Origin of the sequence: Actinomadura sp. WMMB 499 (genome assembly GCF_008824145.1) — a bacterium.
In the GTDB taxonomy this organism is placed as follows: domain Bacteria; phylum Actinomycetota; class Actinomycetes; order Streptosporangiales; family Streptosporangiaceae; genus Spirillospora.
This window is the reverse complement of the sequence record NZ_CP044407.1, coordinates 4,062,817-4,087,593: the sequence shown is the minus strand read 5'-3', so window position 1 is coordinate 4,087,593 and position 24,777 is coordinate 4,062,817. Positions and strand designations below refer to the sequence as shown.

Annotated in this window: 22 protein-coding genes; 14 read left to right on the top strand and 8 right to left on the bottom strand. The window is 72.3% G+C overall.

Annotated elements, in window-relative coordinates:
* The first annotated feature begins 77 nt into the window (after positions 1 to 77).
* Positions 78 to 449, top strand: coding sequence for a hypothetical protein (locus F7P10_RS17915; protein WP_151010383.1), 372 nt, complete (start codon positions 78 to 80; stop codon positions 447 to 449).
* Between the two features lie 32 nt (positions 450 to 481).
* Here F7P10_RS17915 and clpB read toward each other — a convergent pair whose 3' ends face one another.
* From clpB to dnaK, 5 genes are all read right to left on the bottom strand, one after another.
* A complete protein-coding gene (gene clpB / locus F7P10_RS17910) occupies positions 482 to 3,079 on the bottom strand; it encodes an ATP-dependent chaperone ClpB (protein ID WP_151010382.1) in 2,598 nt (865 codons plus the stop codon).
* A 74-nt stretch (positions 3,080 to 3,153) separates the two neighbouring features.
* A complete protein-coding gene (locus F7P10_RS17905) occupies positions 3,154 to 3,600 on the bottom strand; it encodes a helix-turn-helix transcriptional regulator (protein WP_151010381.1) in 447 nt (148 codons plus the stop codon).
* A gap of 2 nt (positions 3,601 to 3,602) precedes the next feature.
* Positions 3,603 to 4,778 carry a molecular chaperone DnaJ gene (dnaJ, locus tag F7P10_RS17900; RefSeq protein ID WP_151010380.1) on the bottom strand — a complete coding sequence of 392 codons (1,176 nt, stop codon included), beginning with the start codon at positions 4,776 to 4,778 and terminating at the stop codon, positions 3,603 to 3,605.
* 143 nt (positions 4,779 to 4,921) lie between these two features.
* Positions 4,922 to 5,653, bottom strand: a complete 732-nt coding sequence (grpE, locus tag F7P10_RS17895; protein WP_151010379.1) for a nucleotide exchange factor GrpE — start codon at positions 5,651 to 5,653, stop codon at positions 4,922 to 4,924.
* Entirely contained in the window at positions 5,647 to 7,512 is a 1,866-nt protein-coding gene (dnaK, locus tag F7P10_RS17890) for a molecular chaperone DnaK (protein ID WP_151010378.1), read from the bottom strand. The genes grpE and dnaK overlap by 7 nt, the downstream gene beginning before the upstream one ends.
* Positions 7,513 to 7,812: 300 nt before the next feature.
* Here dnaK and F7P10_RS17880 point away from each other — a divergent pair, with 300 nt between their 5' ends.
* The 7 genes from F7P10_RS17880 to F7P10_RS17850 all read left to right on the top strand — a co-directional run bounded on the left by F7P10_RS17880 (position 7,813) and on the right by F7P10_RS17850 (position 17,818).
* Positions 7,813 to 11,160 carry a S8 family serine peptidase gene (locus tag F7P10_RS17880; protein WP_176611523.1) on the top strand — a complete coding sequence of 1,116 codons (3,348 nt, stop codon included), beginning with the start codon at positions 7,813 to 7,815 and terminating at the stop codon, positions 11,158 to 11,160.
* Between the two features lie 52 nt (positions 11,161 to 11,212).
* Positions 11,213 to 12,487, top strand: a complete 1,275-nt coding sequence (locus F7P10_RS17875; protein ID WP_151010375.1) for a HEAT repeat domain-containing protein — start codon at positions 11,213 to 11,215, stop codon at positions 12,485 to 12,487.
* 183 nt (positions 12,488 to 12,670) lie between these two features.
* A complete protein-coding gene (locus F7P10_RS17870) occupies positions 12,671 to 13,885 on the top strand; it encodes a hypothetical protein (RefSeq protein ID WP_254716673.1) in 1,215 nt (404 codons plus the stop codon).
* The gene (locus F7P10_RS17865; RefSeq protein WP_151010373.1) at positions 13,869 to 14,639 is read left to right on the top strand and encodes an alpha-ketoglutarate-dependent dioxygenase AlkB; all 771 of its coding nucleotides are present in this window, start codon (positions 13,869 to 13,871) and stop codon (positions 14,637 to 14,639) included. Before F7P10_RS17870 ends, F7P10_RS17865 begins: the two co-directional genes overlap by 17 nt.
* Before the next feature lie 182 nt (positions 14,640 to 14,821).
* A complete protein-coding gene (locus F7P10_RS17860; RefSeq protein WP_254716672.1) occupies positions 14,822 to 16,030 on the top strand; it encodes an MFS transporter in 1,209 nt (402 codons plus the stop codon).
* Between the two features lie 2 nt (positions 16,031 to 16,032).
* Entirely contained in the window at positions 16,033 to 16,893 is an 861-nt protein-coding gene (locus tag F7P10_RS17855; RefSeq protein WP_151010372.1) for an SDR family oxidoreductase, read from the top strand.
* A gap of 13 nt (positions 16,894 to 16,906) precedes the next feature.
* The gene (locus tag F7P10_RS17850) at positions 16,907 to 17,818 is read left to right on the top strand and encodes a superoxide dismutase (RefSeq protein ID WP_151010371.1); all 912 of its coding nucleotides are present in this window, start codon (positions 16,907 to 16,909) and stop codon (positions 17,816 to 17,818) included.
* Positions 17,819 to 17,966: 148 nt separating this feature from the next.
* Here the strand turns inward: F7P10_RS17850 and F7P10_RS17845 are convergent, their stop codons facing one another.
* Complete coding sequence (locus F7P10_RS17845; RefSeq protein ID WP_176611521.1) at positions 17,967 to 18,581, bottom strand: TetR/AcrR family transcriptional regulator; 615 nt, start codon at positions 18,579 to 18,581, stop codon at positions 17,967 to 17,969.
* A 114-nt stretch (positions 18,582 to 18,695) separates the two neighbouring features.
* On the opposite strand from F7P10_RS17845, the gene F7P10_RS17840 reads away from it, so the two are divergent.
* From F7P10_RS17840 to F7P10_RS17820, 6 genes are read left to right on the top strand one after another with little or no spacing between them, the layout of a single operon-like run.
* Complete coding sequence (locus tag F7P10_RS17840; protein ID WP_176611520.1) at positions 18,696 to 20,045, top strand: MFS transporter; 1,350 nt, start codon at positions 18,696 to 18,698, stop codon at positions 20,043 to 20,045.
* Positions 20,046 to 20,057: 12 nt separating this feature from the next.
* Positions 20,058 to 20,513, top strand: coding sequence for a hypothetical protein (locus F7P10_RS42405; protein ID WP_176611519.1), 456 nt, complete (start codon positions 20,058 to 20,060; stop codon positions 20,511 to 20,513).
* Positions 20,513 to 20,827 (top strand): transcriptional regulator, encoded by a 315-nt coding sequence (locus F7P10_RS17835; RefSeq protein ID WP_218040556.1) that lies wholly within the window; start codon positions 20,513 to 20,515, stop codon positions 20,825 to 20,827. The genes F7P10_RS42405 and F7P10_RS17835 overlap by 1 nt, the downstream gene beginning before the upstream one ends.
* The gene (locus F7P10_RS17830; protein ID WP_151010368.1) at positions 20,824 to 21,345 is read left to right on the top strand and encodes a hypothetical protein; all 522 of its coding nucleotides are present in this window, start codon (positions 20,824 to 20,826) and stop codon (positions 21,343 to 21,345) included. Before F7P10_RS17835 ends, F7P10_RS17830 begins: the two co-directional genes overlap by 4 nt.
* A gap of 42 nt (positions 21,346 to 21,387) precedes the next feature.
* Positions 21,388 to 21,627: a ribbon-helix-helix domain-containing protein gene (locus F7P10_RS17825; protein ID WP_151010367.1), complete on the top strand. Its 240-nt coding sequence runs from the start codon at positions 21,388 to 21,390 to the stop codon at positions 21,625 to 21,627.
* Complete coding sequence (locus F7P10_RS17820) at positions 21,624 to 22,013, top strand: hypothetical protein (protein ID WP_151010366.1); 390 nt, start codon at positions 21,624 to 21,626, stop codon at positions 22,011 to 22,013. The genes F7P10_RS17825 and F7P10_RS17820 overlap by 4 nt, the downstream gene beginning before the upstream one ends.
* A gap of 4 nt (positions 22,014 to 22,017) precedes the next feature.
* On the opposite strand, the gene F7P10_RS17815 is transcribed toward F7P10_RS17820, so the two are convergent.
* Together F7P10_RS17815 and F7P10_RS17810 are read right to left on the bottom strand one after the other, a co-directional pair.
* Entirely contained in the window at positions 22,018 to 22,599 is a 582-nt protein-coding gene (locus F7P10_RS17815) for a TetR family transcriptional regulator (RefSeq protein ID WP_218040555.1), read from the bottom strand.
* A 34-nt stretch (positions 22,600 to 22,633) separates the two neighbouring features.
* Entirely contained in the window at positions 22,634 to 24,724 is a 2,091-nt protein-coding gene (locus F7P10_RS17810) for an MMPL family transporter (protein WP_151010364.1), read from the bottom strand.
* Between the last annotated feature and the right edge of the window lie 53 nt (positions 24,725 to 24,777).

Here is a 24,777-nt window from a genome sequence, read left to right as displayed (position 1 = left end):
AACGAGCAGAACCCGGACGAGCAGAACCCGGACGAGCAGAACCCGAACGCAGAGAACCGGAATGGAAGGGAAGGCACATGCCGAATCTCGATCTGGCCCTCAAGGACATGATGTCGATCGACGGCGCGCTCGGCGTCGCGGTGGTCGACTACGGGAGCGGGATGGCGCTCGGCCACCTCGGCAGCTCCAACACCTTCGACCTGACGGTCGCGGCGGCGGGCAACACCGAGGTGGTGCGGGCGAAGCTGCGGACGATGGAGCAGCTCGGCATCCAGGAGGACATCGAGGACATCCTCATCAGCATCTCCACGCAGTACCACATCATCCGGCCGGTGTCGGGCCGCAAGGGCAAGGGCCTGTTCATGTACATGGTCCTGGACCGGAGCCGGGCCAACCTGGCGCTGGCCCGGCACCGGCTCAGGGACATCGAGCAGAACCTCGAGGTCTGACCCCGCGAGACCCCGCAGGGACGGGCCGGCCCCTACTTGGTGAAGGTCAGCCCCCTGGACGGCTCTACGGTCAGCCGGTCGGCGGCCTCGTCGAGCTCCACGACGACTCCGTCGCCGTCGCGGACGTCGCCGGCCAGCAGCTCGCGGGCGAGCTGGTCGCCGATCGCCGTCTGCACGAGGCGGCGCAGCGGGCGCGCCCCGTACAGCGGGTCGTAGCCGGTCAGCGCCAGCCATTCGCGGGCCGCGTCGGTCACCTTCAGCGTGAGCCGCCGCTCCGCGAGGCGCTCGGCGAGCTTGTCGACCTGCAGGTCCACGATCCGGGTCAGCTCGGCCGTCGAGAGGGCGTCGAACAGGATGACGTCGTCGAGCCGGTTCAGGAACTCGGGCTTGAACGAGTTCCGGACGGCGTTCCAGACGGCCTCGCGCTTCGCGCCGTTCTCCAGCATCGGGTCGACGAGGAACTGCGACCCGATGTTCGAGGTCAGGATCAGGATCGTGTTGCGGAAGTCGACCGTGCGGCCCTGCCCGTCCGTCAGCCGCCCGTCGTCCAGCACCTGCAGCAGGACGTCGAACACCTCCGGGTGGGCCTTCTCGACCTCGTCCAGCAGGACGGCCGAGTAGGGGCGGCGGCGGACGGCCTCGGTGAGCTGCCCGCCCTCCTCGTACCCGACGTAGCCGGGCGGGGCGCCGACGAGCCGCGCGACGCTGTGCTTCTCGCCGTACTCGCTCATGTCGATGCGGGTGATGGCCCGCTCGTCGTCGAACAGGAACTCCGCGAGCGCCTTCGCCAGCTCGGTCTTGCCGACGCCGGTCGGGCCGAGGAACAGGAACGAGCCGGTCGGACGGTCGGGGTCGCTGATGCCCGCGCGGGCACGGCGGACGGCGTCCGAGACGGTGCGGACGGCCGCGGCCTGCCCGATCAGTCGGCGGCCCAGCTCGTCCTCCATGCGGAGCAGCTTGGCGGTCTCGCCCTCCAGGAGGCGCCCGGCGGGGATGCCGGTCCAGGACCCGACGACGTCGGCGACGTCGTCGGGGCCGACCTCCTCCTTCACCATCGCGTCGGTGTCGTCGGCGGCCTCCGACGCCTCCTCGAGCTGCTTCTCCAGCTCGGGAATCTCGCCGTAGGTGAGCCGGGAGGACGTCTCCAGGTCGCCGTCGCGCTGCGCCCGTTCGGCCTCGCCGCGCAGCTGGTCGATGCGCTCCTTGATCTCGCCGACCCGGTTCAGCCCGGCCTTCTCCCGCTCCCAGCGGCCGACGAGGCCGGACAGCTGCTCCTGCTTGTCGGCGAGGTCCTTGCGGAGCCGGTCGAGTCGCTGCCGGGACGCCTCGTCGGTCTCCTTCGACAGGTTCAGCTCCTCCATCCGCAGCCGGTCGACGGCGCGCTGCAGCTCGTCGATCTCGACGGGACGGGAGTCGATCTCCATGCGGAGCCGGGACGCGGCCTCGTCCACCAGGTCGATCGCCTTGTCCGGCAGGAACCGGGACGTGATGTACCGGTCGGAGAGCGTCGCGGCCGCCACCAGCGCCGAGTCGTTGATCTGCACCTTGTGGTGCGCCTCGTAGCGGCCCTTGAGCCCGCGCAGGATCGCGACGGTGTCCGCCACGGACGGCTCCCCGACGAGCACCTGCTGGAACCGGCGTTCGAGGGCCGGGTCCTTCTCGATGCGCTCGCGGTACTCGTCCAGCGTCGTCGCGCCGATCATCCGCAGCTCGCCGCGCGCCAGCATCGGCTTCAGCATGTTGCCCGCGTCCATCGCGCCCTCGGCGGCGCCCGCCCCCACGACGGTGTGCAGCTCGTCGATGAACGTGACGATCCGCCCCTCGCTCTCCTTGATCTCGTGCAGGACGGCCTTCAGCCGCTCCTCGAACTCGCCCCGGTACTTCGCGCCCGCGACCATCGCGGACAGGTCGAGCGACACGAGCGTCTTGCCGCGCAGCGACTCCGGCACGTCCCCGGCGACGATCCGCTGCGCGAGCCCCTCGACGACGGCGGTCTTGCCGACGCCCGGCTCGCCGATCAGCACCGGGTTGTTCTTCGTGCGCCGCGACAGCACCTGGACGACCCGGCGGATCTCCGCGTCGCGCCCGATCACCGGGTCGAGGCGCCCGTCCCGGGCGGCGGCGGTGAGGTCGACGCCGTACTTCTCCAGCGACTGGTAGGTGCCCTCGGGGTTCTCGCTGGTGACGCGGGCGTGCCCGCGCACCTTCCCGAACGCGTCCAGCAGCGCGTCCGGCGTCGCGCCCGCCTCCTTCAGCAGCCCGGCGGCCGGGCCGCCGTCCGCCGCGAGGCCCACGAGGAGATGCTCGGTGGAGACGTACTCGTCCTCGAGCTGCCGTGCGCGCGCGCCCGCGGTCGTGATCGCGCGGTGCAGCTGCGCGGACAGCCGCGGCGCCGACACGGTCGAACCGGCCGCCTTCGGCCGCGCGGCGAGCTGCTCCTCGGCGCGCCGCCGGAGCGCCTGCCAGTCGGCCCCGACGGCCTCGAGCAGCGGCACCGCCGTGCCGTCCGGCAGCGAGATCAGCGCCACCAGCAGGTGCTGCGGCTCCACCTCGGGATTGCCCTCGGCGGCCGCCCGGCGGATCGCGACCGACACCGCCTCCTGGCTCTTCTGCGTCAGCTTGTCATCCATGATCCGCTCCCCCTGCGTCCCTCGACGCCCCTGCTCGAAGCCCTGCTCGAAGCCCTGTCCGGCCCGGTTCGGCCCTACTCGTGCTCGGGCCGCTGCTGCCAGACGACGACGCTGGTGCGCCGGATCGGCACCAGGTCGGAGCCGGGCGCGCCCGGGTCGCCGTGCCGCCGCTGCTGCGCCAGCCGCGCCGCGACCGCACGGGTCGATTCGAGTTCGTTCGCGAGCTCGTCAAGGGCGGCGTGCGCCTTCGCGAGCTCATCGCGGAGCCGCGCGTTGTCGCGCTGCAGCCCCAGGATGTGCTTGATTCCGGAGAGGTTGATGCCCTCCTCCTGCGAGAGCCGCTGGATCTCGCGGAGCAGGACGATGTCGCGCATCGAGTACCGGCGGCCCCGGCCCGCCGTCCGGCCGGGGCACACCAGCCCCATCCGGTCGTAGGTGCGCAGCGTCTGCGGATGCAGGCCGGACAGCTGCGCCGCCACGGAGATCACGTAGACCGGTGTGTCGTCGCCGAACGGGTCCATGATCACTCCTGTCTGGCCTGCTTGAGCAGGTCGGCGCGGAGTTCCTCGCCGCCGCCCGCGTCCCGCAGCCGGGTCAGGGCCTCACGTGTCTGATCGTCGATCTTGGCGGGCACCTGCACGTCCACGGTGACGAGCAGGTCGCCCTTGGTGCCGTCCCGGCGGGTCGCGCCGCGGCCCCGCACGCGCATCGTGCGCCCGTTCGGCGTGCCCTCGGGCAGTTTCAGCGTCACCGGCTGCCCCTGGAACACCGGCACCCGGATCTCGCCGCCGAGCGCCGCCTCCGGGAACGTCACCGGCACCGACAGCGTCAGGTTGTCGCCGCTGCGGCCGAACACCGCGTGCGGCTTCACCTTGATGTTCACGTACAGGTCGCCGTTCGGGCCGCCGTTCTCGCCCGGCGCGCCCTTGCCCTTCAGCCGGATCTTCTGCCCGTCCGCCACGCCCGCCGGGATCCGCGCCTGGATCGTCCGGGTGCCGGTGGCGCGCCCGCTGCCGAAGCAGGTCGGGCACGGGTCGTCCACGACGAGGCCGCGGCCCCGGCACTCCTTGCACGGCTCCTGGAAGCCGAAGTTGCCGAGGTTGCGGGTCTCGTGCCCGGTGCCCTCGCAGTTCGGGCAGACCCGCGGGACGGTGCCCGCCTTCGCGCCCGTGCCGCGGCAGCTCCCGCACGCCGCCTCGCTGGTCAGCTTGATCGGGACGGTCACGCCGTTCATCGCGCGGCCGAACGTCAGCGTCACGTCCGTCTCGACGTCGGCGCCGCGGCGGGCCCGGCGCGTCCCGCCGGGCGTGCGGGTGCCCGCGCCGCCGCGGCCGAACAGCCCGCCGAACAGGTCGCCGATGCGCTCCCCGGCCCCGCCGGTCTGTGTCCCGGCGCCGCCCTGCTGGCCGAAGATGTCGCCCAGGTCGAAGGGGAAGCCGCCGCCCTGCTGCCCGCGGAAACCGCCCGGCATGGACCGCACGGAGTCGTACTCCTTGCGGCGCTTCTCGTCGGAGAGGACGTCGTAGGCCTCGGAGACCTCCTTGAAGCGGTCCTCGGCGTCGGCGTCCCCCCGGTTCGCGTCCGGGTGGTACTTGCGGGCGAGCTTGCGGTAGGACTTCTTGATCTCCTCCTGCGACGCGGTCTTCGCGACACCGAGGACCTTGTAGTAGTCCTTCTCGAGGTAGTCCTTGGTGCTCACGGCGCCCCGCTCTCTGCTATGCCCACTTGCCCACGTCCAGTGTCGCCGCCCGCCCGCCGGCCGGCCCGCCCCGCCCCGCGCGAGGACGGGACGGGCCGTTCGTTCGTCGCGCGCTGCTCGTCACGCGTCGTTCGTACCCGTCGTCAGTCGTCGGACTTGCCAGAGTCGTCCGGCTTATTCGCTGACTTGCCCGACTCGTCGGCCTCGTCGGCCGCGGCGGCCTCGGCCGTCTCGTCCCCGGCCGCGGCGGCGGCGCCGTCCGCGTTCGGGTCCGGTTCGGCCACCGCGACCCGCGCAGGGCGCAGGATCCGCTCGCCGATCCGGTAGCCGGGCTGCAGGACGTCCGCGACGCTCGTCTCGGTGACGTCCGCCGAGTAGCCGTGCATCAGCGCCTCGTGCACGGTCGGGTCGAACGGCTCGCCCTTCTCCCCGTACGTCTCCAGCCCGAGCTTGCCGGTGACCGACTCGAGCGCCTCCCCGACGGACTTGAACCCGCCGGTCAGCTCGTCGTGGTCGCGGGCCCGGCCGATGTCGTCCAGGACCGGCAGCAGCTCCGACAGGACCTGCCCGAGCGCCTGCTCGCGGACCGCGACCCGGTCGCGCTCGACGCGCTTGCGGTAGTTGTCGTACTCGGCCTTCAGCCGGCGCAGGTCGTCCAGCCGCTCGGCCAGCTGCTCCTGCAGCGCCGTGGCCTCGCCGTCACCGGCGCCCCCCGCGGTGCCGGCGGCCTCGCCGGCCGGGGCCGCCGGGGCGGCGGGCGCGTCCTTCTCGCCCGCCTGCTCCCGGACCTTCCCCGTCTCGGGGTCGATGCGCCGCCTGTCGCGGATCACCGGTCCCTCCTTCTCCTCGCCCTCGTCGGGAGAGGCACTCACGATGCGTCACCCTTCGGCTTGTCCTCGTCGACGATCTCGGCGTCGATGACCTCGTCGTCCTGGCCGTCCTGCCCGCCCTGGGCGTCGGCCGTCGGGCCCGCGTCCTCGGCGCCCGGCTGGGCGCCCTCGGGGTTCTGGGCGTACATCGCGGCGCCCATCTTCTGGCTGACCTGCGCGAGCTTCTCCGTCGAGCCCTTGATGGCGTCGACGTCGGTGCCCTCCAGCGCCTTCTTGACCTCGGCGACGGCCTCCTCGACCTCGGTCTTCAGCTCCGCGGTGACCTTCTCGTCGTTCTCCCGCAGGAACTTCTCGGTCGAGTAGGCGAGGGTGTCGGCCTGGTTGCGGACCTCGGCCTCCTCCTTGCGCCGGCGGTCCTCCTCGGCGTACTGCTCGGCGTCGCGGACCATCTGCTCGATGTCGTCCTTGGGCAGCGCGCTGCCGCCCGTGATGACCATCGACTGCTCCTTGCCGGTGCCCTGGTCCTTCGCGCTGACGTTCACGATGCCGTTCGCGTCGATGTCGAAGGTGACCTCGATCTGCGGGACGCCGCGCGGCGCCGGGGGCAGGCCGGTCAGCTGGAAGGTGCCGAGCTTCTTGTTGTACGCGGCGATCTCGCGCTCGCCCTGGTAGACCTGGATCTCCACGGACGGCTGGTTGTCGTCGGCGGTGGTGAACGTCTCCGACCGCTTGGTCGGGATCGTCGTGTTCCGCTCGATGATCTTGGTGAAGATGCCGCCCTTGGTCTCGATGCCGAGGCTCAGCGGGGTGACGTCCAGCAGCAGGACGTCCTTGACCTCGCCCTTGAGTACGCCGGCCTGGAGGCTGGCGCCGATCGCGACGACCTCGTCCGGGTTGACGCCCTTGTTCGGCTCCTTGCCGGTCAGCTCCTTGACCAGGTCGGACACCGCGGGCATCCGGGTCGAGCCGCCGACCAGGACGACCTGGTCGATGTCGTTGATCGTGATGCTCGCGTCCTTGAGCACCGACTGGAACGGCGCCTTGGTGCGCTCGAGCAGGTCGGAGGTCATCCGCTGGAACTCGGCGCGGGTGAGCTTCTCGTCCAGGTGCAGCGGGCCCTCCGCCGAGGCGGTGATGTAGGGCAGGTTGATCTGCGTCTCGGACGAACCGGACAGCTCGATCTTCGCCTTCTCCGCGGCCTCGCGGAGCCGCTGCAGCGCCATCTTGTCCTTGGACAGGTCGACGCCGTTGGCGTTCTTGAACTTCTCGACGAGCCAGTCGACGACCTTCTGGTCCCAGTCGTCGCCGCCGAGGTGGTTGTCACCGCTGGTGGCCTTGACCTCGACGACCCCGTCGCCGACCTCCAGCAGGGACACGTCGAACGTGCCGCCGCCGAGGTCGAACACCAGGATGGTGGCCTCGTTCTCCTTCTCCAGGTGGTAGGCCAGCGCCGCGGACGTCGGCTCGTTGATGATCCGCAGGACGTTCATGCCCGCGATCTGGCCGGCCTCCTTGGTGGCCTGCCGCTGGTGGTCGGAGAAGTACGCCGGGACGGTGATGACCGCGTCGGTGACGGTCTCGCCCAGGTAGGCCTCGGCGTCCCGCTTCAGCTTCTGGAGCACGAACGCGCTCATCTGCTGCGGGTTGAAGTCCTTGTCATCGATCTTGGTCTTCCAGTCGGTGCCCATCTCGCGCTTGACCGACCGGATCGTCCGGTCGACGTTGGTCACCGCCTGGCGCTTGGCGACCTCGCCGACCAGGACCTCGCCGTTCTTGGCGAAGGCGACGACGGACGGCGTGGTCCGCGACCCCTCCGCGTTGGCGATGACGGTGGGCTCGCCGCCCTCCAGGATCGCGACGACCGAGTTGGTCGTCCCGAGGTCGATGCCGACCGCACGTGCCATGTTCTCGTCCTCCGTCGTTCTTCCCGGTGTCAGCGCACCCGGTCGCGTCCGCTGGCCGTCAGCGGCAGGTGCGGCCGGTTGAGTCTCGTGCTCGCAAGGTTGCCCGGGCCGGTCCCTCGTTGTCAAATCACTTGAGCCGACCCGACTCAACTTTGCTGCCGCTCTCTTCAACAGGACGTATGAGCCGACTATTCCGGTTCCCGGACGAGCAAGAAATCTGGGACCAACTGGACCTCTGGGCGAACCCGGACGGTGCCTCCGGCGGATACCGGGCGTAGACGCATCCGCCAGAGGAGACACATGAGTCCCAGACGCTGGAGCCGGGCGCTGCTCGGTTCCCTGCTCGCGGCCGGAGCGCTGAGCGCGGTGCCCGCACCCGCCCACGCCGCCCCGCCCGGCCCCGTCCCGTCCGGCCCCCTCCCGTCCGGCCCGCTCCCGTCCGGCAAGGCGTGGACGGTCACGCTGCTGACCGGCGACGCCGTCACCGTCCGGACCGCCCCGGACGGCCCGCCCCTCGTCTCGATCGACCCCGCCCCCGGCCGCGAGAAGCTCTCGTTCCGCAAGGAGGTCCGGCCGGACGGGCACGTCGTCGTCACCCCGATCGACGTCGCCGCCCTCGTCGGACCGGTCATCGACCCCGAACTGTTCGACGTCACCGCACTGATCGAGCAGGGCTACGACGACGCCCGCAGCCCGGACCTCCCGCTGATCGTCCAGCAGGCCGGAGGCCCCCGCGCGCTCTCCGCCCTCGGCGGCACGATGCGCGCGACCCGCGAGCTGCCGAGCATCGGCGCCGTCGCCGTCCGGCAGCCCAAGAAGGACGCCCGCGGCCTCGGCACGGCCCTCGCCACCAAGAGCGCCCGGGCCACCGGCGTGAAGCACATCTGGCTGGACGGCCGGGTCGAGGCGAACCTCGCACCCTCGGCCCCCGCCGCCCGCCTCGACCGGAACCTGCGCCAGGTCGGCGCGCCCGCCGCGTGGCGCGCGGGCCACACCGGCGACGGCGCGAAGGTCGCCGTCCTGGACTCCGGCGTCGACGCCGGGCACCCCGACCTCGAAGGGCGCGTCGCCGAGACGGCGAACTTCTCCGAGTCCCCGGACACCGCCGACCGCGCCGGCCACGGGACGCACGTCGCCGCGACGATCGCCGGAACCGGCGCGGCGTCGTCCGGCGAGCGCAAGGGCGTCGCCCCGGACGCGAGCCTGCTGGTCGGCAAGGTCCTGGGCGACGACGGCTTCGGCACCGACTCCGGCGTCATCGCCGGGATGGAGTGGGCCGCGCCGCGCGCCGACGTCGTCAACATGAGCCTCGGCGGCGCCCCGACCGACGGCACCGACCCCGTCTCCGTCGCGCTGAACGACCTCACCGCCGAGCACGGCACCCTGTTCGTCGTCGCGTCCGGCAACGACCCCGTGTTCGAGACGGTCGGGTCGCCGGGCACCGCCGCGGCCGCCCTCACGGTCGGCGCGGTCGACGCCCGCGACCGGCTCGCCGAGTTCTCCAGCCGCGGCCCCGTCGGCAACACGGCCAAGCCCGAGATCGTCGCGCCGGGCGTCGACATCGTCGCCGCCCGCGCCGGCGGCACCTCGGCGGGCACCCCGCTCGACGCGCACTACACGAAGATGTCCGGCACCTCGATGGCCGCGCCGCACGTCGCGGGTGCCGCCGCGCTCCTCGCCGCGCAGCACCCGGAGTGGAAGCCCGCGCGCCTCAAGGCCGCGCTCACCGGCACCGCCGACCCCGCGACCGGCGGCGACCCCTACGAACTCGGCGCCGGGCGGCTCGACATCGGCGAGGCCGCACGTGCCCCCGTCCTGACCGCACAGAGCATCGCCGACCTCGGCACGTCGGCGTACCCGGAGCACGGCGACCTGTCGGCCGAACTCGGCTGGACGTCCAGCACCGCCCGTCCCGTCCGGCTCCGGCTGAGCGTCGAGGTGACCGACCGGGACGGCCGCACCACCGCCGCCGCGACCGTCCCGTCCCGCGTCGACGTCCCGGCGAACGGCACCGCCTCCGCGCCGCTGACCGTGGACGCCGCCCGCCTCGCCGACCGTCCCGGCCTGTACACGGCCGTGGTCACGGCCAAGGGACCCGGCGTCACCCTGCAAACCCCCGTGACCTTTTACGTCGAACCCCCGACGCACACCCTCACGGTCAAGGCCACTCCACTCCCCGGAACCGACCCCGCGAACTTCTTCGCCACCGCCACGGTCGTGAACCTCGACGACCACTCGCTGTACTCCGGCTACGCCGAGGTCGGCCCCGACGGCCCGGTGGAACTCCGCGTGCCCGCGGGCCGCTACGCCGTCCTCGGCACCGTGGACGACTACGGCGACTGGCGTTCGGCCCTCGCGGGCGACCCCGAAGTCCTCGTCGACCGGGACGCGGCCGTCACGCTCGACGGCGCCGCGGCGACCGAGATCGGCGCGAGCGTCGAGGGCGTCGAGGCCCGCACGGCCATGTCGTCCGCGGACATGGTCCGGGACGCGGGCAACGGGCTCTGGTACTACTCCGTGTACGCCTTCGACCCCGCCGCCGCGCCCGTCTATGCCCAGCCGATGGACGGTGCGCGGACCGGGACGTTCAAGGCGTCCACCCAGTACCGCCTGACGGCCCCCGGCGCCGTGTACGACATCGTCCACGCGCTGGGCGACGGGATCCCCGCCGACCCGACCCGCACCGTCACCGCCGCCGAACTCCGGAACGCGGCCCGCGTCGAGCAGCGGTTCGCCGCGTTCAACGGCGAGACCGACCGCCCCATGAGCGAGAAGCGGTACGGGCTGAGCCCCGAGGGCATCCTGTCGTTCGAGGCGAGCGGCGACGTCGAACCGGGCACGACCCGGACCGACCACGTCGTGGCGCCCGACGGCTGGCTCTGGATGAGCTACGGATCCGTCCGGTTCGGTGCCGACCACTGGATCGACCAGGGCACGTTCAACCCTCTCGAACCGGGCGAACGGCGCACGAACCGCTGGGGCCGCCAGCCGCTGCGCCCCGGCCCGTACTCCGGCACCGGCGTCTCACCGAGCGCGTGCGTCCGCCAGCCCGCGACCCGGACGCGCGGCAACCTGCGCGTCGCGCTCGTCGACCTGCAGACCCGCCCCGACGCCTTCGACTGCGCGATCCACGAGGTCAAGGGGCACATGGAACTGCTCGCGGGCGACGCGAAGATCGGCGAGGCGAACGCCCCCTACGGCGAGTTCACCGTCCCGCCGGACGAGCGGACGTACACGCTGACGTACGAGAACGACGCGTCGGCGATCCTGCCGGTCTCCACGCGCACGTCGACGTCCTGGACCTTCGACTCCCGGGCGCCCCGCGGGCACGAGGAGGCCCGTCTCCCGCTGCTCCTCGTCGACTACGACCTGAACTTCGACCTGCTGAACCGCCCCACGGACGAACCGGCCGTCTTCACCGCCGCCCGCATGGCGGGCACGGACCCCGCGAAGGTCACCGGCCTCCGCCTGTGGACGTCCCTCGACGACGGGGCCACCTGGACACCGGCCGACGTGAAGCCCCTGGGTGACGGCCGGTTCAGCGCCCCGCTCCCGTCCAAGGGCTCCGTCTCCCTGCGCGTCACCGCCGAGGACGCCGGCGGCAGCGCCATCGACCAGACCATCATCCGCGCCTACAACGCCCCCTGACCGACCCGGCGCCCGGTGGAGCCCCTCCACCGGGCGCCCGTAGGGTCAGCGCGTGGCAGACACCGATCACGTCCGACTGGCCCGCATAGCCGACAAGCTCGCGGCGGCACGGGCCCGGCCCGTACCGCAGACGGCCTTCGGCGCGGACGCGCATCTCTTCGAACTCGCCCCACCGGTGCCCGAGGCCGTCGTCGCCGAGTTCGAGGAACGTCACAAAGTGGCGCTGCCCCCGGCATATCGCCTGTTCATCACCGAACTGGGCGCCGAAGGCGCCGGTCCGGGCTACCGGTTGTGCCGCCTCGACACCGCATGCTGCACGCATCGCCGGTCGGACCATCTGGCTCGGCCCAGCCCCTACCTCCCCGGCCCGCGCTACCTCGACGACTGGGAACTTCGGTACGAGGACCCGCCGGGCCCGAATCGGCACTTCCTGCCTGGCACCCTGCGGATAGCCGCCCACGGGTGCTCCCTCGTCACTCGCCTGATCGTGACGGGACCGGCGCAGGGACGACTGATCAACCTCGACGACGATGGCCCGGTCGGCCCGTACGTCGTCGAGGACGCCGACTTCCTGGCCTGGTACGAGCGATGGCTGGACGAGAGCGCCGCCGGTTACGACGTCGGCTGGTTCGGCGAGCGGCTCCCCCTGGACGAACCCGAACTTCTCGCGGTCCTCTCCGAAGACCCGTCACCATCCCGACGGAGCCGCGCGGGAGAATCGCTCCTGCGACTGCCGGCGCTCAGTGACACCGCATGGAGCGCTCTCCTCGGCGCGATCAGCACCGACGCGGCCCCCAGCGTCCGCGCCGAGTTGTGGGATCAGCTGCGCTGGGAAAGGCACAAGCACCAGCGCACCCTGGCGAACGCCGAGGAAATCGCGAACAACGTCGCACGACACGCCAGATCGAGCACGCCACGAGACCTCAACGCCCTCAGTACCCTCCGTGATCTCACGTTTGCAGACGTTCAGCCGGAGTTGGCGTCGGGCGACGTCGAACGGCGCCGCCGGGCCGCCTACGAGTTGGCCCGATCGTGGACGCTCAAGCGGGATGACCTCCAGCAAGACCAGCTCGAAGGTGCGGTCAGCGCACTCCTGGACGAAGAAGACCCCCTTCTCCGAGCGCACGGTGTCGCGGCGGTCCGCCGGTTCGGCCTCACGGACTTCCACCCCCGGCTTCGTGCCTTGCGGCAGACCGAGACCGACCCCTGGGTCAGGCACGAGCTCGAATACAGTCTCGGCGAGCACCCGGCCCGAATCTGGGACGCCCCCACGTCCCCGGCCATGCAGGGAGAGGGCGAAGGGTATTGCAAGGCCCCTCCCTTCTGACGTTCGAGTCCCGTGCAGCAGAACCCCTTTGCCCGTAGTCGAGGCCCGTGAGAACATCGAGGTTCAATGATGCGTCTCTTTCCGGACGCCGATGAAAGAACACGGGGCCGTCGCCGCATCTGCGGTTTCGCGTAGTTTGCAAGGTCCGTGAATGGCAGGGGTCGTTTGATGTATGGAGACCAGGTGCCGGAAGCCCGCATCGAGGATGCGGGCAACATCTTGGTCGCGCCTCCGGCGCTGCATGACGATGACTTGATCAGGGAATTCTTTGGCGCCGCGATCACCCCCGATGATCTTTCGGCCGGTTCGCTCGACCTCGCGCAGAAGACCGTCTACCTGTGCGGCGACATATCCGGGATCAGCGGTCGCCGGTTGCAGGCGGCCGACCGGGTATTCGTTATCCGGGAGCTGTCGGAGGGCTACCGCGAGGACGTCCACGAGCCTTGGGCCCTGATCGACCTCGGGCGGGTTCCCGTCCGCGTGCACGGCGCCGGCGTGTACTACCGCCGCTTCTTCGACCCCGACGCCGATCACTTCGGACGGATCCGTGCGGAGCACGCGTTCCAGTCCCTGACGGAGTCCACCAAGCCTGGAACGGCCCATCGCAGCGGAATCTATCTGACGCCCGTCACGCGGAACGGTGACGAACTGCATTTCCGGCTGCTCCGGTGCTCCACGAACCTTTCGGGCCCGACCGAAGGCTTTCGCCCGACCGACACGGGCATCGTCGAGGCGCTGAACCGCGAGGCCGCCACCGTCTTCCGCGATCAGGCGCCGCTGAATCACGTTCTCGCGCAGATCTACAACAACACCCTCGCCACGGCCGAGCGCAAGCAGTCCAAGGCCAGGATCTCGGCGCATGCCGACAAGACCAAGGACATGCCGGTCAACGGCATCATGGCGTTCTGCACCTTCTATGACGGGCTCGACGAGCTGCGACCCATGGCCGAAGATGCGTTCGACTATGGTGTGAAGGGCACCAGCGGGCTCACCAAACTCCGCTTCCGCCTCAAGGAGCCGGTCGGAGAACGTGACGGGACCGCGCTCCCTCCGCAGTTCACCCTGACCCTCTATCCCGGGTCCGTGTTCTTCATGCCGCTCTCCACCAACCGTCTGTATACGCATGAGATCCGGCCTTCGGCGTTGGACGCCGGGTTGCTCCCGACCCGCATGGGATACGTGGTCCGGTGCTCGGACACCGAAGCCGTTCACAAGAGCGGCCGGACATTCCTCAAAGCGGCCGGAGACCTGGTGGAGCTGGAGCCGCCCACACCGGCGGGCATGGACGAACTGCGGAGACTGTACGCCGAGGAGAACAGGACCCCGTCCTTCATCGACTACGGCGACGAGTTTCTCTTCAGCATGAACACGGGAGACTACCTTGCCCCGCAAGTCTAGGATCTCGGACGAGATCATCTCGTGCGCCCTGCCGAGCGAGGAGGATCTCTACGCGGAACTGTCCGCGTCGGCTCGTCTGGAAGATGTAGGAAAAGGTCGGCGAGGCGCCGTGCTCGCCAAGGTCGACGAGGTGGAGGGTGTGCCTCTCGTGCGCACCACCACTCGATACGGGAGTCCGGCGCAGCGTTTCCGGACGGTGCACGAACGGCTGGCGCGGCAGGTTCAAGAACGTGCGTCGATCGCGGTCGGCTTCAACAACGCCCTGATCGAGAGCTACACGAATGCTTACAAGACCATGGGCGCTCATTCCGACCAAGCTCTCGATCTGGCCGACGGTTCCTTCATCGCTGTCTTCTCCTGCTACCGACATCCCGAGGCGGGTGCACCGAGGAAGCTGATCTTCGAGTCGAAGGATTCCGGTGGCGAGAAGTTCGAGATCCCTCTCGAACACAACGGTATCGTCGCGTTCTCCGTCGAATCGAATCGGCGGCTCAAGCACAAAATCGTCCTGGACACGTCCGCCCGGACGGCGGACAACCAATGGTTGGGCGTGACGTTCCGGACGGCGAAGACATTCGTTCGGTTCCGTGACGGGCATGCGTACCTCCAGCGGGCTTCGCGCCTCACGCTGGCCGACGAGGAGCAGCAGCGCGAGTTCTACGGGCTGCGCCGTCGCGAGAACAAGGAAACGAACTTCAGCTATCCGCCGCTGACGTACACCATCAGCGAGAGCGATCTGCTGCCGCCCGCCTGACCCCCAGGGGGAACCGTTCCATCGTCGTGAAGCCGGCCGGGACGTGTAGCGGCCCGATCGGCTTTTCTCACCTCGTCCGTCGGGGGGAGAGGGGCGGCAGGGGGATCGATCGTGATTCGCGATTGATCCGATGACGAACATGTGTTGGACTCATCGATCCTGGTTGCCCGAGGGTGATGGGCATGAGACCCCACATATCGCGCGGGTTGCTCCTGCTGATGTCGACGGCGACCGGACTGGCCGTCGCGAACAACTACTTCGCGCAACCGCTGCTCGACCTGATCGCGGACGAGCTGGACATCACCGCGTCGGCGGCGGCGCTCGTGGTGACGGCCGCGCAGTGCGGGTACGCGCTCGGGCTGATCCTGCTGGTGCCGCTCGGCGACCTGGTGGACCGGCGGCGGCTGGCCGTGGCGCTGTACGCGGCGACCGGGGTGTTCCTGCTGGTGTCGGCCACCGCGACCAGCGGCGCTGTGCTGCTGGCCGGGACGGCGCTGACCGCGCTGACCTCGGTCGGTGCGCAGGTCGTGGTGCCGTTCGCGGCGACGCTGGCGGCGCCCGAGGAACGGGGCAAGGTGGTCGGGACGGTGATGACCGGCCTGATGCTCGGCCTGCTGCTGGCCCGGACGGCGTCCGGCGCGCTGGCCGAACTGGGCGGGTGGCGGACGGTCTACTGGGTGAGCGCCGTCCTGATGGTGCTGATGGCCGTCCTGCTCCGCGTCCGCCTGCCCCGGCTCGACGGCCCCCGCGAGGGCCTGTCCTATGCCGGGCTGCTGCGGTCGACGGTGGGGATGCTCGGGTCCGAGCCGCTGCTGCGGTGGCGGGCGGCCATCGCGGCGCTGAGCCTGGCCTCGTTCAGCGTGCTGTGGACGGCCGCGACGCTTTTGCTGGCCCGCGACCCGTACGGCTGGACGGAGTCGGCGATCGGGCTGTTCGGCCTGGTCGGGGTGGTGGGCGCGCTGACCGCGTCGGTCGCCGGACGGCTCGCCGACCGCGGTCTCGTGCAGACGGTGAGCGGCGCGGGGACGGTGCTGCTGGTGGCGTCCTGGCTGCTGCTCGCGGGCGGCGAGCGGTCGCTGGTCTGGCTGTTCGCCGGTGTGGTCGTGCTCGATCTGGCGCACCAGATGGTGCTCAACAGCAGCCAGAACGTCGTGTACGCGCTGCGCCCCGAGGCCCGCAACCGGATCAACTCCGCCTTCATGACCGTGTTCTTCGCCGGCGGCGCGGCGGGCTCCGCGCTGACCGCGGTGGTCTGGGCCCGCGGCGGCTGGACCGGCGTGTGCGTCCTGGGCGCCGCGCTGTCGGCCGGAACGGTCGTGCTCTGGGCCCTCGAGCGCGTCACCGTCGCCCGCACCCCGAACCCCGTCCCCGCCATCGCCAAGGGAGAATGACCATGCCGCGCACCGTACTGATCACCGGAGCCACCGGAACCGTGTCCACCGCGCTGATCGGCGCCCTGGACGGGACGGACGTGCACGTTCGCGCGCTCGTCCGGGACGGGGCGAGGAACGTGCCGGGAGCCGAGGTGTGCGTCGGGGACCTCGACGACGCCCGGTCGCTGCCGCCCGCCTTCGAGGGTGTGCAGGACCTGTGGCTGCTCGTCCCGAACGGGCCGCGGGCTCCGGAGCACAGCATGAACGCGGTGTGGGCCGCGCGCCGGGCCGGGGTCGAGCGGATCGTGCGGCTGTCGGTCGTGGGCGCGGCGCACGACGCGCCGAACCGCAGCGGCAGGCTGCACGCGCTGTCGGACCGGGAGACCGAGTCGTCCGGCATGCGCTGGACGATCCTGCGGCCGCACTGGTTCATGCAGAACCTCCTGAACGAGGCGGGCGACATCGCCGCCACGGGCACGTTCGCGCTGAACATGGCCGAAGCACGCATCGGCATGATCGACGCGCGCGACATCGCCGCGTGCGCCGCCCGGGTGCTGCGCGACGACCCGGACCGCCACCACGGCGCGACCTACACCCTGACGGGCCCGCGCTCGCTGACGTTCGACGAGGTCGCCGCGGAGTTGAGCGCGGCCCTCGGCCGCACGGTGACGTACCGGCCGGTCGGCGACGACGCCAAGCGGGAGACGCTGCTCGGGTACGGCCTCCCGGACTGGATCGTCGACATGCTCGACGAGTACGCGCGGGCCTACGCCTCCGGCTGGGGCGACCTCACCACCGGGACGGTCGCCGAACTGCTGGGCCGTCCGCCCCGGGACGTCGCCGACTTCGCCCGCGACCACGCCGCCGCGTTCACCCACTGAAGGAAGGCCAGTCATGCGACGTCGGTTGATGTCCGTTCTGCTCGCGTTCGGGCTGGGCGCGGCGGCGACGCCCGCCCAGGCCGCCCCCGTCGCGTTCCCGACCACGATCCGGCTGCCGGACGGGTTCCGGCCGGAGGGCATCGCGACCGGGCCCGGTCCGGTCGCCTACATCGGCTCCATGGCCGACGGCTCCATCTACCGTGCCGACCTGCGCACCGGGCGCGGCTCGATCCTCGCGCACGGCCCGGGCACGCCCGCCCTCGGCCTGAAGACCGACGCACGCGGACGGCTGTTCGTGGCGGGCGGGACCGGCGGGGACGCGCGGGTCCTCGACGTCCGCACCGGCCGGGTGCTGGCCTCGTACCGGCTGGCCGCGGGCCCCACGTTCGTCAACGACGTCGTCCTCACCCGGGACGCGGCGTGGTTCACCGACTCCACCGCCCCGGTGCTCTACCGGCTGCCGCTGCGCGGCGGACGGCTGCCCGCCGCCGCGCAGCGGATCCCCCTCACCGGCGACCTGGAGTACGGGACCGGCTTCAACGCCAACGGGATCACGCCGACGCCGGACGGACGGGCGCTGCTCGTCGTCCAGTCGAACACCGGCGGGCTGTTCCGCGTCGAGCCGTCCGGCGAGACCCGGCGGGTGGACCTGCACGGCGAGTCGCTGCCGGAGGGCGACGGCCTGCTGCTGCGCGGGCGGACGCTGTACGCGGTGCAGAACCGGCTGGACGCCATCGCCGTGCTGCGGCTGAACGAGGCGGGGACCGAGGGCCGGGTGGTCCGGCGGGTGAGTCGCCCCCGGCTGTTCGACGTGCCCTCCACGATGGCCGCGTTCGGGTCCCGGCTGTACCTCCCGAACGCCCGGTTCGACACGGAGCCGACCCCGTCGACGTCCTACACCGTGGTCGCCGTGCCGCGCCCGTGACGTCCCGTCCCGGCGCGGGGAGGTCGAAGGCCGGGGTCGTGGACACCTCGCCCGGGACACGTCGAGCACGCTCAGCCCCGGGCGGCCGGTCGCGGATCCGGCCGCCCGGCCGCCGCGACCGGGGAGGACTCCTGACAATCCCGGTCTGTCAGGTATTCCTGCCGGGCTCGGCGAGGAAGGCGGCGCGGAGCAGCCGGGACATGTGCTCGCCGACGCGGTCGGGCGTCCAGCCGCGGTCGAAGAGGGTCGCGGTGACGCCGTTGGCGATGAGGGCGAGGAGCATGTCGGACGCCGTGTCGACCGTCCAGCCGTCGGCGAGGACGCCCTCGTCGGCGAGGCGCTCGACGAGCGCGCGGTTCGTCGCGTCGCGCCAGTACATCGCGGTGTCCCAGTGGCGGGCGGCGTCCGGGTCGGTGCGGGCCTCGCGCTCGACGGCGAGGGAGACGGGCAGGATGCGCGCCATGAAGTGCGCGTGCGCGCGGGCGAACTCGTCGAGGGCGGTGCCGGCGTCCGGGGCGTCGCCGACGGCGGCGAACCGGCCCTCGATGTCCTCGACCTCGTTGACGTAGCCGAACAACTCGCTGACCAGGTCGCCGCGGGACGCGAAGTGCAGGTAGACGGCCCGGCGGGAGACGCCGGCGCGTTCGGCGACGGCCGCCATCGTCGCCGCCGCGACGCCGTCCCGCTCGACGATCTCGCGCGCGGCCCGCAGCAGCGCGGCGCGGGACCGGCGGCTGCGCGCGTTCCGCGGTTCCTGGATCACCTTTCCATCGTCCCAGTCACCCCTCCATCGTCCCAAGGTCCGCGCTTGCCCATAACTACACATCGTGTGTACTTTTTGGAAGTGCACACGATGTGCAGTTATGGAGGTCGGTCGGTGCCCGGAAGGAATCACTGGTGGCCGGTCGTGGGGTGCGGCCTGGTCATCTTCATGGCCACGCTCGACACGAGCATCGTCGCCGTCGCGCTGCCCGAGCTCGAACGGGACTTCGGCGTCGCGACGGCCGCCACCGAATGGGTCGTCCTCGGCTACCTGCTCCCGCTGATCGCGCTCACCCTGCCCGCGGGACGGTGGCTCGACCGGACGGGCCCGCGCGCCGCGCTGCTGCTCGCCGTCGCGGGGTTCGCGCTCGCGAGCGTCGCCGCGGGCCTCGCGCCCGGCCTCGCGTGGCTGGTCGGGGCGCGGCTCGTGCAGGGCGCGTTCGCCGGGCTGCTGTTCGCGGTGATCCCGATGGTGGTGGTGCGGTCCGTCCCGCCGGACGTGGCCGGACGCGCGAGCGCGCTCGTCATGACGCTGGGACCGCTCGGCGCCGTCAGCGGGCCCCCGCTCGGCGGCGTCATCACCGAGTTCTGGGGGTGGCCCTGGATCTTCTACATCAACGTGCCGGTCGCCGTCCTGGTCGTCGCGATCGCGCTCCGCACGCTGCCGCCGGACGCCCTGCGGCCGCCCGACCGCGCGTTCGCGGGGGAGACGCTCCTGCTGGGGGCCGCGGCGACCGCGCTGCTGCTGTCGCTGTCGTTCACCGCGACCCACGGCCTCGGGTGGCTCGCGCTCGCACCGGCCGCCGTCCCGGTCCTGGCCGCGTGGTGGCGGACGTCCGCGAGCGGGCCGGTCCGCGCGCTCGTCCGGACCCCGGCGTCCGGGCCGGTCGCGGCGGTGCTGCTGAACGCCCTCGCGATCTCGCTGGTCGAGTTCCTCGCGCCCTTCTACCTTCAGGAGACGCTGGGGCTGTCCCCGCTGGGCGCGGCCGCCGCGATCCTCGCGATGCCGGTCGCGATGGTGCTCGGCGGGCCGGTCGGCGGGCTCCTCGGTGACCGATGGGGGACGGTGCGTACGTCCGTCCTCGGGCTCGCGGTCGCCGGGCTCGGCGGGTCGCTGCTGGTGTTCGCGGGCGACGGCTGGCACCCGGCGGAGCTGAGCTGGCGGCTGGCCCTGATCGGGCTCGGCACCGGCCTGTTCGCCGGGCCCTGCTTCGCGACGATCATGTCCGGTGTCCCGCCCGAGCTGCAGGGCAGTGCGGGGGCCGCGCAGAGCCTCGCCCGCCAGCTCGGCTTCTCGCTCGGCCCGGCGCTCGCCACCGCGGCCTGGGCCCTCTCGGGCTACACGCTCGGCGGCCTGCGCGGCGCGTTCGCGATCGGCGCGGTCGCGACGCTCGCCGCCCTCCCGCTCCTCGCCCGCGACTTTCCTCATAGGAAAGTACGTGCTACTTTCCCCATAGGAAAGTAAGTGAGGAGGCACATGAACGCCAACGACGCCCGGGCCGCGCTCGCCGACGTGCAGCGCATGCAGGAGCGGACGCGCGACGAGTACGTCCGGAACCACTTCGCCCGCCCCTACCTGCTGCTGACCGCGTTCGGGATCTTCGTCGCCCTCGCATCGAGCGACCTGCCGTCGCCGTGGAACACCGTCGTTTTCCTGCTGGGGGAGGGCCTCCTGGTCGGCGGCGCGGTCATGCAGCGCCGCCGGGCCGCCGTCAGGCGGAAGGCGAACGCCGCCGAGGGGATGTACGTGTTCGGGGCGGCCGCCGCACTGATCGCCGCGTACGTCGCCTTCAACATCGTCGCCTCGCTCGGGGTCCTGTCGTTCGGCCTGCCCGCCCCCCGGACGTTCGCCGCGGCCGCGCTCGCCCTGCTCTTCCTGGCCGTCGCGGGGCCCTCCCGGCGGCTCTTCGGGACGCTCGTCCGGCGCACCTGATGGACGGCTTCGACGAGTTCCTGCACGTGCCGGCCCGGCTGTCGGTCGTCGCGCTGCTCGCGCCCGCCGACTGGGTCGAGTTCGCGTTCGTCCGCGACGCCGTCGGTACTAGCGACTCGGCCCTGTCCAAGCAGCTCACCGCGCTGGCGAACGCCGGCTACGTCACCGTGAAGAAGGGACGGGACGGCGGGGTGCGGCGCACGCACGTCCGGCTCACCCTGGAGGGCCGCGCGGCCTTCGCGCGGCACGCCGCCGCGCTGGAGCGCATCGTCGCCGCCGCCCGCCCCGCCCCCGACCGAGAGGAGGCCACATGACCGCCCCCGACCCGAACGCCCCCGACCCGAATGCTTCCGACCCGAACGGCCCCGACCCGAACGACCCCGACCCGAACGATCCCGACCGGGCGATGGCCGCGCTGCGGGACGTCCACCGCCTCCAGCACCGGACCCGCGAGGAGTACATCCGCCAGGGATACCGGTGGCCGCAGAGCGTGGCGGGGATCGCCGGCCTGATCGCCTGCTTCGCCGCGTTCGACGCCCCCGAACCCTGGCGCCGCTTCCTGGCGCCCGCCGGGTGCGCCGTGATCCTCGCGACGATCTTCGTGGCCCAGCGGCGCGCCCCGGTGCGCAGGAAGCCCACCGCCGGCGAGACGGGGTTCACCCTCGCGGTGGTGGCGCTCTGGTTCGCGGCCTACCTGCCGCTGCTGATCGGTACCAAGCTGCTCGAACTGCCCGCCCCCTGGACGATCGCCGCGATCGCCTGCGTGATCCTCCTCGGCGCCTTCGCCCGTCCGCTCCGGCGCGCGCACGCGAGCGCGGTGCACTGGTCCTGAGGTATACACACTCCGGCGGTCACGAGTGTGTATCGTGTGGGCATGGCGCGTCTCAACATCACGCTCCCCGATGAGCTGGCCGCCACGCTCCAGGGGCTCGCCGAGGACAAGAAGATCGCCTCGGTGTCCGGGTTCCTCGCCGACGGCGCCCGGCTCAAGCTGTCCTACCTGCGGGACGCCGCGACCGTCGACGAGCTGTTCGGCCCGCCGACCCCGGACGAGCAGGCCATGATCGACCATCTGGTCGACGAAGGCGCGCAGTACCACCGGCACGGCCAGTGATCACCGGTCAGGTCTTCGACGCGACCGCCCTCCTGGACCTGGCCACCGGCAAGACGATCTACGTGCGGGCCCGGCTGCGCGCGTCGATCGCCCAGCACGCGACCGTCGTGATCCCCGCCGCCGCGCTCGCCCGCGCGTGGCAGCTCGTCCCCGACCGGGGCCGCACCGTCCTGGAGCGCCTCCCCGCCATGCAGGTCGTCCAGGTCGACGACCTCGACGACGTCATCGCGAAGCAGACCGGACGGCTCGTCGCCGCGGCGCCCGACCTGCGGCTCGACATCGCGCAGGCCGCCTGGTCGGCGCGCTGGCGCCGCTGGCCGATCCTCACCGCCGCGCCCGCGGAGTACGCCGGCGTCCCCGACGTCCGGGTCGAGCCGATCCCCTGACCGGTCAGCCGGCCAGGCCCGATTCCAGCGCCGCGAGCGCCTCGTCCACGGCGTCCGGGAGGTGAACCGACGGGTCCTCGACCCACCGGACCATCAACTCGAGGAACACCCCGAACACCGCGCCCGTGAGCGTCCGGACGGCCGGGTCGTCCGGGGCGCGGCCGGTCCGTTCGGCGAGCACGCCGCCGAGCGCCCGCATCGTGGCGAGCATGTTGCCGAAGGCCGCGCCGCGCAGCGCGGGGACGTCCAGGATCAGGACGGCCCGGTCCCGTGCGGCGGCGAGATCGTCCGCCGGGAGGCCCTCGAGGGTCGCGCGCATCGCCTCGCGCAGCGCCCGCAGCGGCGGGACGTCCGCCGGGCGGGCCCGCAGCGCCTCGAACAGGACCGGATCGTAGTCGTCGCTGACGACCAGATCCTCTTTCGTCGGGAAATAGCGGAACACCGTGGTGTGCGCGACCTCCGCCTCCCGCGCGATCCGCTCGACCGTGGTCGCCTCGTACCCGTGCTCCCGGAACAGCCGCAGCGCCGTCGCCTGGATCAGCGCCCGCGTCCGGGCCTTCTTCCGTTCCCGCAGCCCCGGCGCCACCGCGCACCTCCCGTCCGTGCCTCCGGGCAGGAGCCTACTGCGCGCCCGACCGGCTCACCTCCCGCGCGTCCGCCGGGCCGGGCGCGAGCCCGCGGCCCTCGACGTCCACCCGCGGCAGGACGCGGTCCAGCCACCGGGGCAGCCGCCACACCGCGCCGCCGAGCAGCGCCATCACCGCCGGGACGATCGTCATCCGCACCACGAACGCGTCGAAGAACACCGCGGCGGCCAGCGCGAACCCGAACGACTGCAGCATCGGCAGGTCCGACAGGACGAACCCGCCGAACACGCTGATCATGATGAGCGCCGCCGCCGTCACCACCCGCGACCCGTGCGCCAGCCCCGTGACGACCGCCTCGACCGGGTCCGCGCCCCGCGCGTGCTCCTCGCGCATCCGGGTGACGAGGAAGACCTGGTAGTCCATCGCCAGCCCGAACACCATGCCGATCAACATCACCGGCAGCAGGTTCACGATGATGCCCGACGCGTGCACGCCGACGCCGTCCAGCCAGCCCCACTGGAACACCGCGACGACCGCGCCGAACGTCGCCGCGACGCTCAGCAGGAACCCGGCGGTCGCCTTCAGCGGCACCACGATCGACCGGAACACCACCGTGAGCAGCAGGAACGCGAGCCCCACGATGAGGGCCAGGTAGCCGGTCATCGCGCCCGCCAGCTTGCGCGAGGTGTCGACGTCGATCGCCGTCGGTCCGGTGACCGCGACCTCCGGGCCCGTCCGGTCCCGGATCTCCTCGATCAGCTCCCCGGTCGCCTCGCTCGTCGGCCCGCTGTCCGGCACCACCTCGACGAGCGCCGTCCGTCCCGCCGCGTCGACCGCGACCGTCCGCACGGCCGCGACACCGAGCGGCTCCACCGTGCCCGCGACCCGCCCGGCGGCCGCACGGGCGTCCGCGTCCCGCACGACCAGCGTGAGCGGGCCGTTGAAGCCGGGCCCGAACGCGTCCGCGACCAGGTCGTACGCCTGCCGCTGCGTCGTCTCCGCCGGTGCCGTGCCGTCGTCGGGCAGCCCCAGCCGCAGGTCGAGCGCCGGGACGGCCGCGACCGCCAGCACCCCGACGGCGGCGGCCAGCACCGGCAGCGGGTGCGCCGTGACGAACCGTGCCCAGCGGCCCGCGCCCCCGGTCCGCCCGCCGGACGGTGCCGCGCGCCGCCCGAGCACCCGGCGTCCGGCGAACCCGATCAGCGCGGGCAGCAGCGTCAGCGCGACCAGCACCGACACCGCCACGGTCCCGGCCGCCGCGAGCCCCAGCTCCGTCAGCACCGGGATCCCCACCACCGCGAGCCCCGCCAGCGCGATCACGACCGTCGCCCCCGCGAACACCACCGCCGTCCCGGCCGTCCCGACCGCGTGCCCGGCCGCCTCCGCCGGCTCCCGGCCGCCCCGCACCTCGTCCCGGTACCGGGAGATGACGAACAGCGCGTAGTCGATCGCCACCGCGAGCCCGAGCATCAGCGCGAGCGCCGGAGTGTCGGAGTTGAGCGTCGTGAAGCCCGACACCGCGCCGAGCACCGATAGCCCGGTGCCGATCCCGACGATCGCCGACAGCAGCGGCAGCCCGGCCGCCGTCAGCGACCCGAGCGTCACCGTCAGCACGATCGCCGCGACCACGACGCCCGCCAGCTCCCCGGCGCCCTCCGCCGGCGGCGCCACCGCGTCCCCGCTCAGCTCGACCCGGAGCCCCGCGCCCTCGGCCGCGTCCCGCAGCGCCGCGCGGTCCGCCGCCGTCAGCTCGTCCGCCGGCACCCCGTACCCGACCTCGAGCAGCGCGACCCGTCCGTCCGGCGAGACGGCCGGTGCCGCGACCCCGGCGACCTTCGGCACGTCCCCGATCCGCCGCACGGCGGCCCGCAGCTCGCGCTCGTCCGGGGCCCCCGCGATGACGACCCGGGCCCGCGCGCCGCCCGCGGCCTCCGGGAACCGCTCCACGACCAGGTCGTTCGCCCGCTGCGCCTCGGTCCCCGGCACCGAGAACGCGTCCTCCGTCGGCCCCGACAGCGTCGCCGCGCCCGCCCCGCACGCCGCGAGCAGCCCGACCCACACCAGCGTCACCGCCCACCGCCGCCGGAAGCACCACCGCCCCAGCCGCGCCAGCCACACCGCCATGAGACACCTCCAAGCACTAGTCGAGTAGTAATTGTTAGTCGACTAGTGCTTTC

Excerpts from the sequence above, each read along its gene's own strand:
- F7P10_RS17915 (WP_151010383.1), top strand. The coding sequence starts at position 78 with ATGCCGAATCTCGATCTGGCCCTCAAGGACATGATGTCGATCGACGGC.
- clpB (WP_151010382.1), bottom strand. The coding sequence starts at position 3,079 with ATGGATGACAAGCTGACGCAGAAGAGCCAGGAGGCGGTGTCGGTCGCG.
- F7P10_RS17905 (WP_151010381.1), bottom strand. The coding sequence starts at position 3,600 with ATGGACCCGTTCGGCGACGACACACCGGTCTACGTGATCTCCGTGGCG.
- dnaK (WP_151010378.1), bottom strand. The coding sequence starts at position 7,512 with ATGGCACGTGCGGTCGGCATCGACCTCGGGACGACCAACTCGGTCGTC.
- F7P10_RS17880 (WP_176611523.1), top strand. The coding sequence starts at position 7,813 with ATGAGTCCCAGACGCTGGAGCCGGGCGCTGCTCGGTTCCCTGCTCGCG.
- F7P10_RS17860 (WP_254716672.1), top strand. The coding sequence starts at position 14,822 with ATGAGACCCCACATATCGCGCGGGTTGCTCCTGCTGATGTCGACGGCG.
- F7P10_RS17855 (WP_151010372.1), top strand. The coding sequence starts at position 16,033 with ATGCCGCGCACCGTACTGATCACCGGAGCCACCGGAACCGTGTCCACC.
- F7P10_RS17850 (WP_151010371.1), top strand. The coding sequence starts at position 16,907 with ATGCGACGTCGGTTGATGTCCGTTCTGCTCGCGTTCGGGCTGGGCGCG.
- F7P10_RS42405 (WP_176611519.1), top strand. The coding sequence starts at position 20,058 with ATGAACGCCAACGACGCCCGGGCCGCGCTCGCCGACGTGCAGCGCATG.
- F7P10_RS17835 (WP_218040556.1), top strand. The coding sequence starts at position 20,513 with ATGGACGGCTTCGACGAGTTCCTGCACGTGCCGGCCCGGCTGTCGGTC.
- F7P10_RS17830 (WP_151010368.1), top strand. The coding sequence starts at position 20,824 with ATGACCGCCCCCGACCCGAACGCCCCCGACCCGAATGCTTCCGACCCG.
- F7P10_RS17825 (WP_151010367.1), top strand. The coding sequence starts at position 21,388 with ATGGCGCGTCTCAACATCACGCTCCCCGATGAGCTGGCCGCCACGCTC.
- F7P10_RS17810 (WP_151010364.1), bottom strand. The coding sequence starts at position 24,724 with ATGGCGGTGTGGCTGGCGCGGCTGGGGCGGTGGTGCTTCCGGCGGCGG.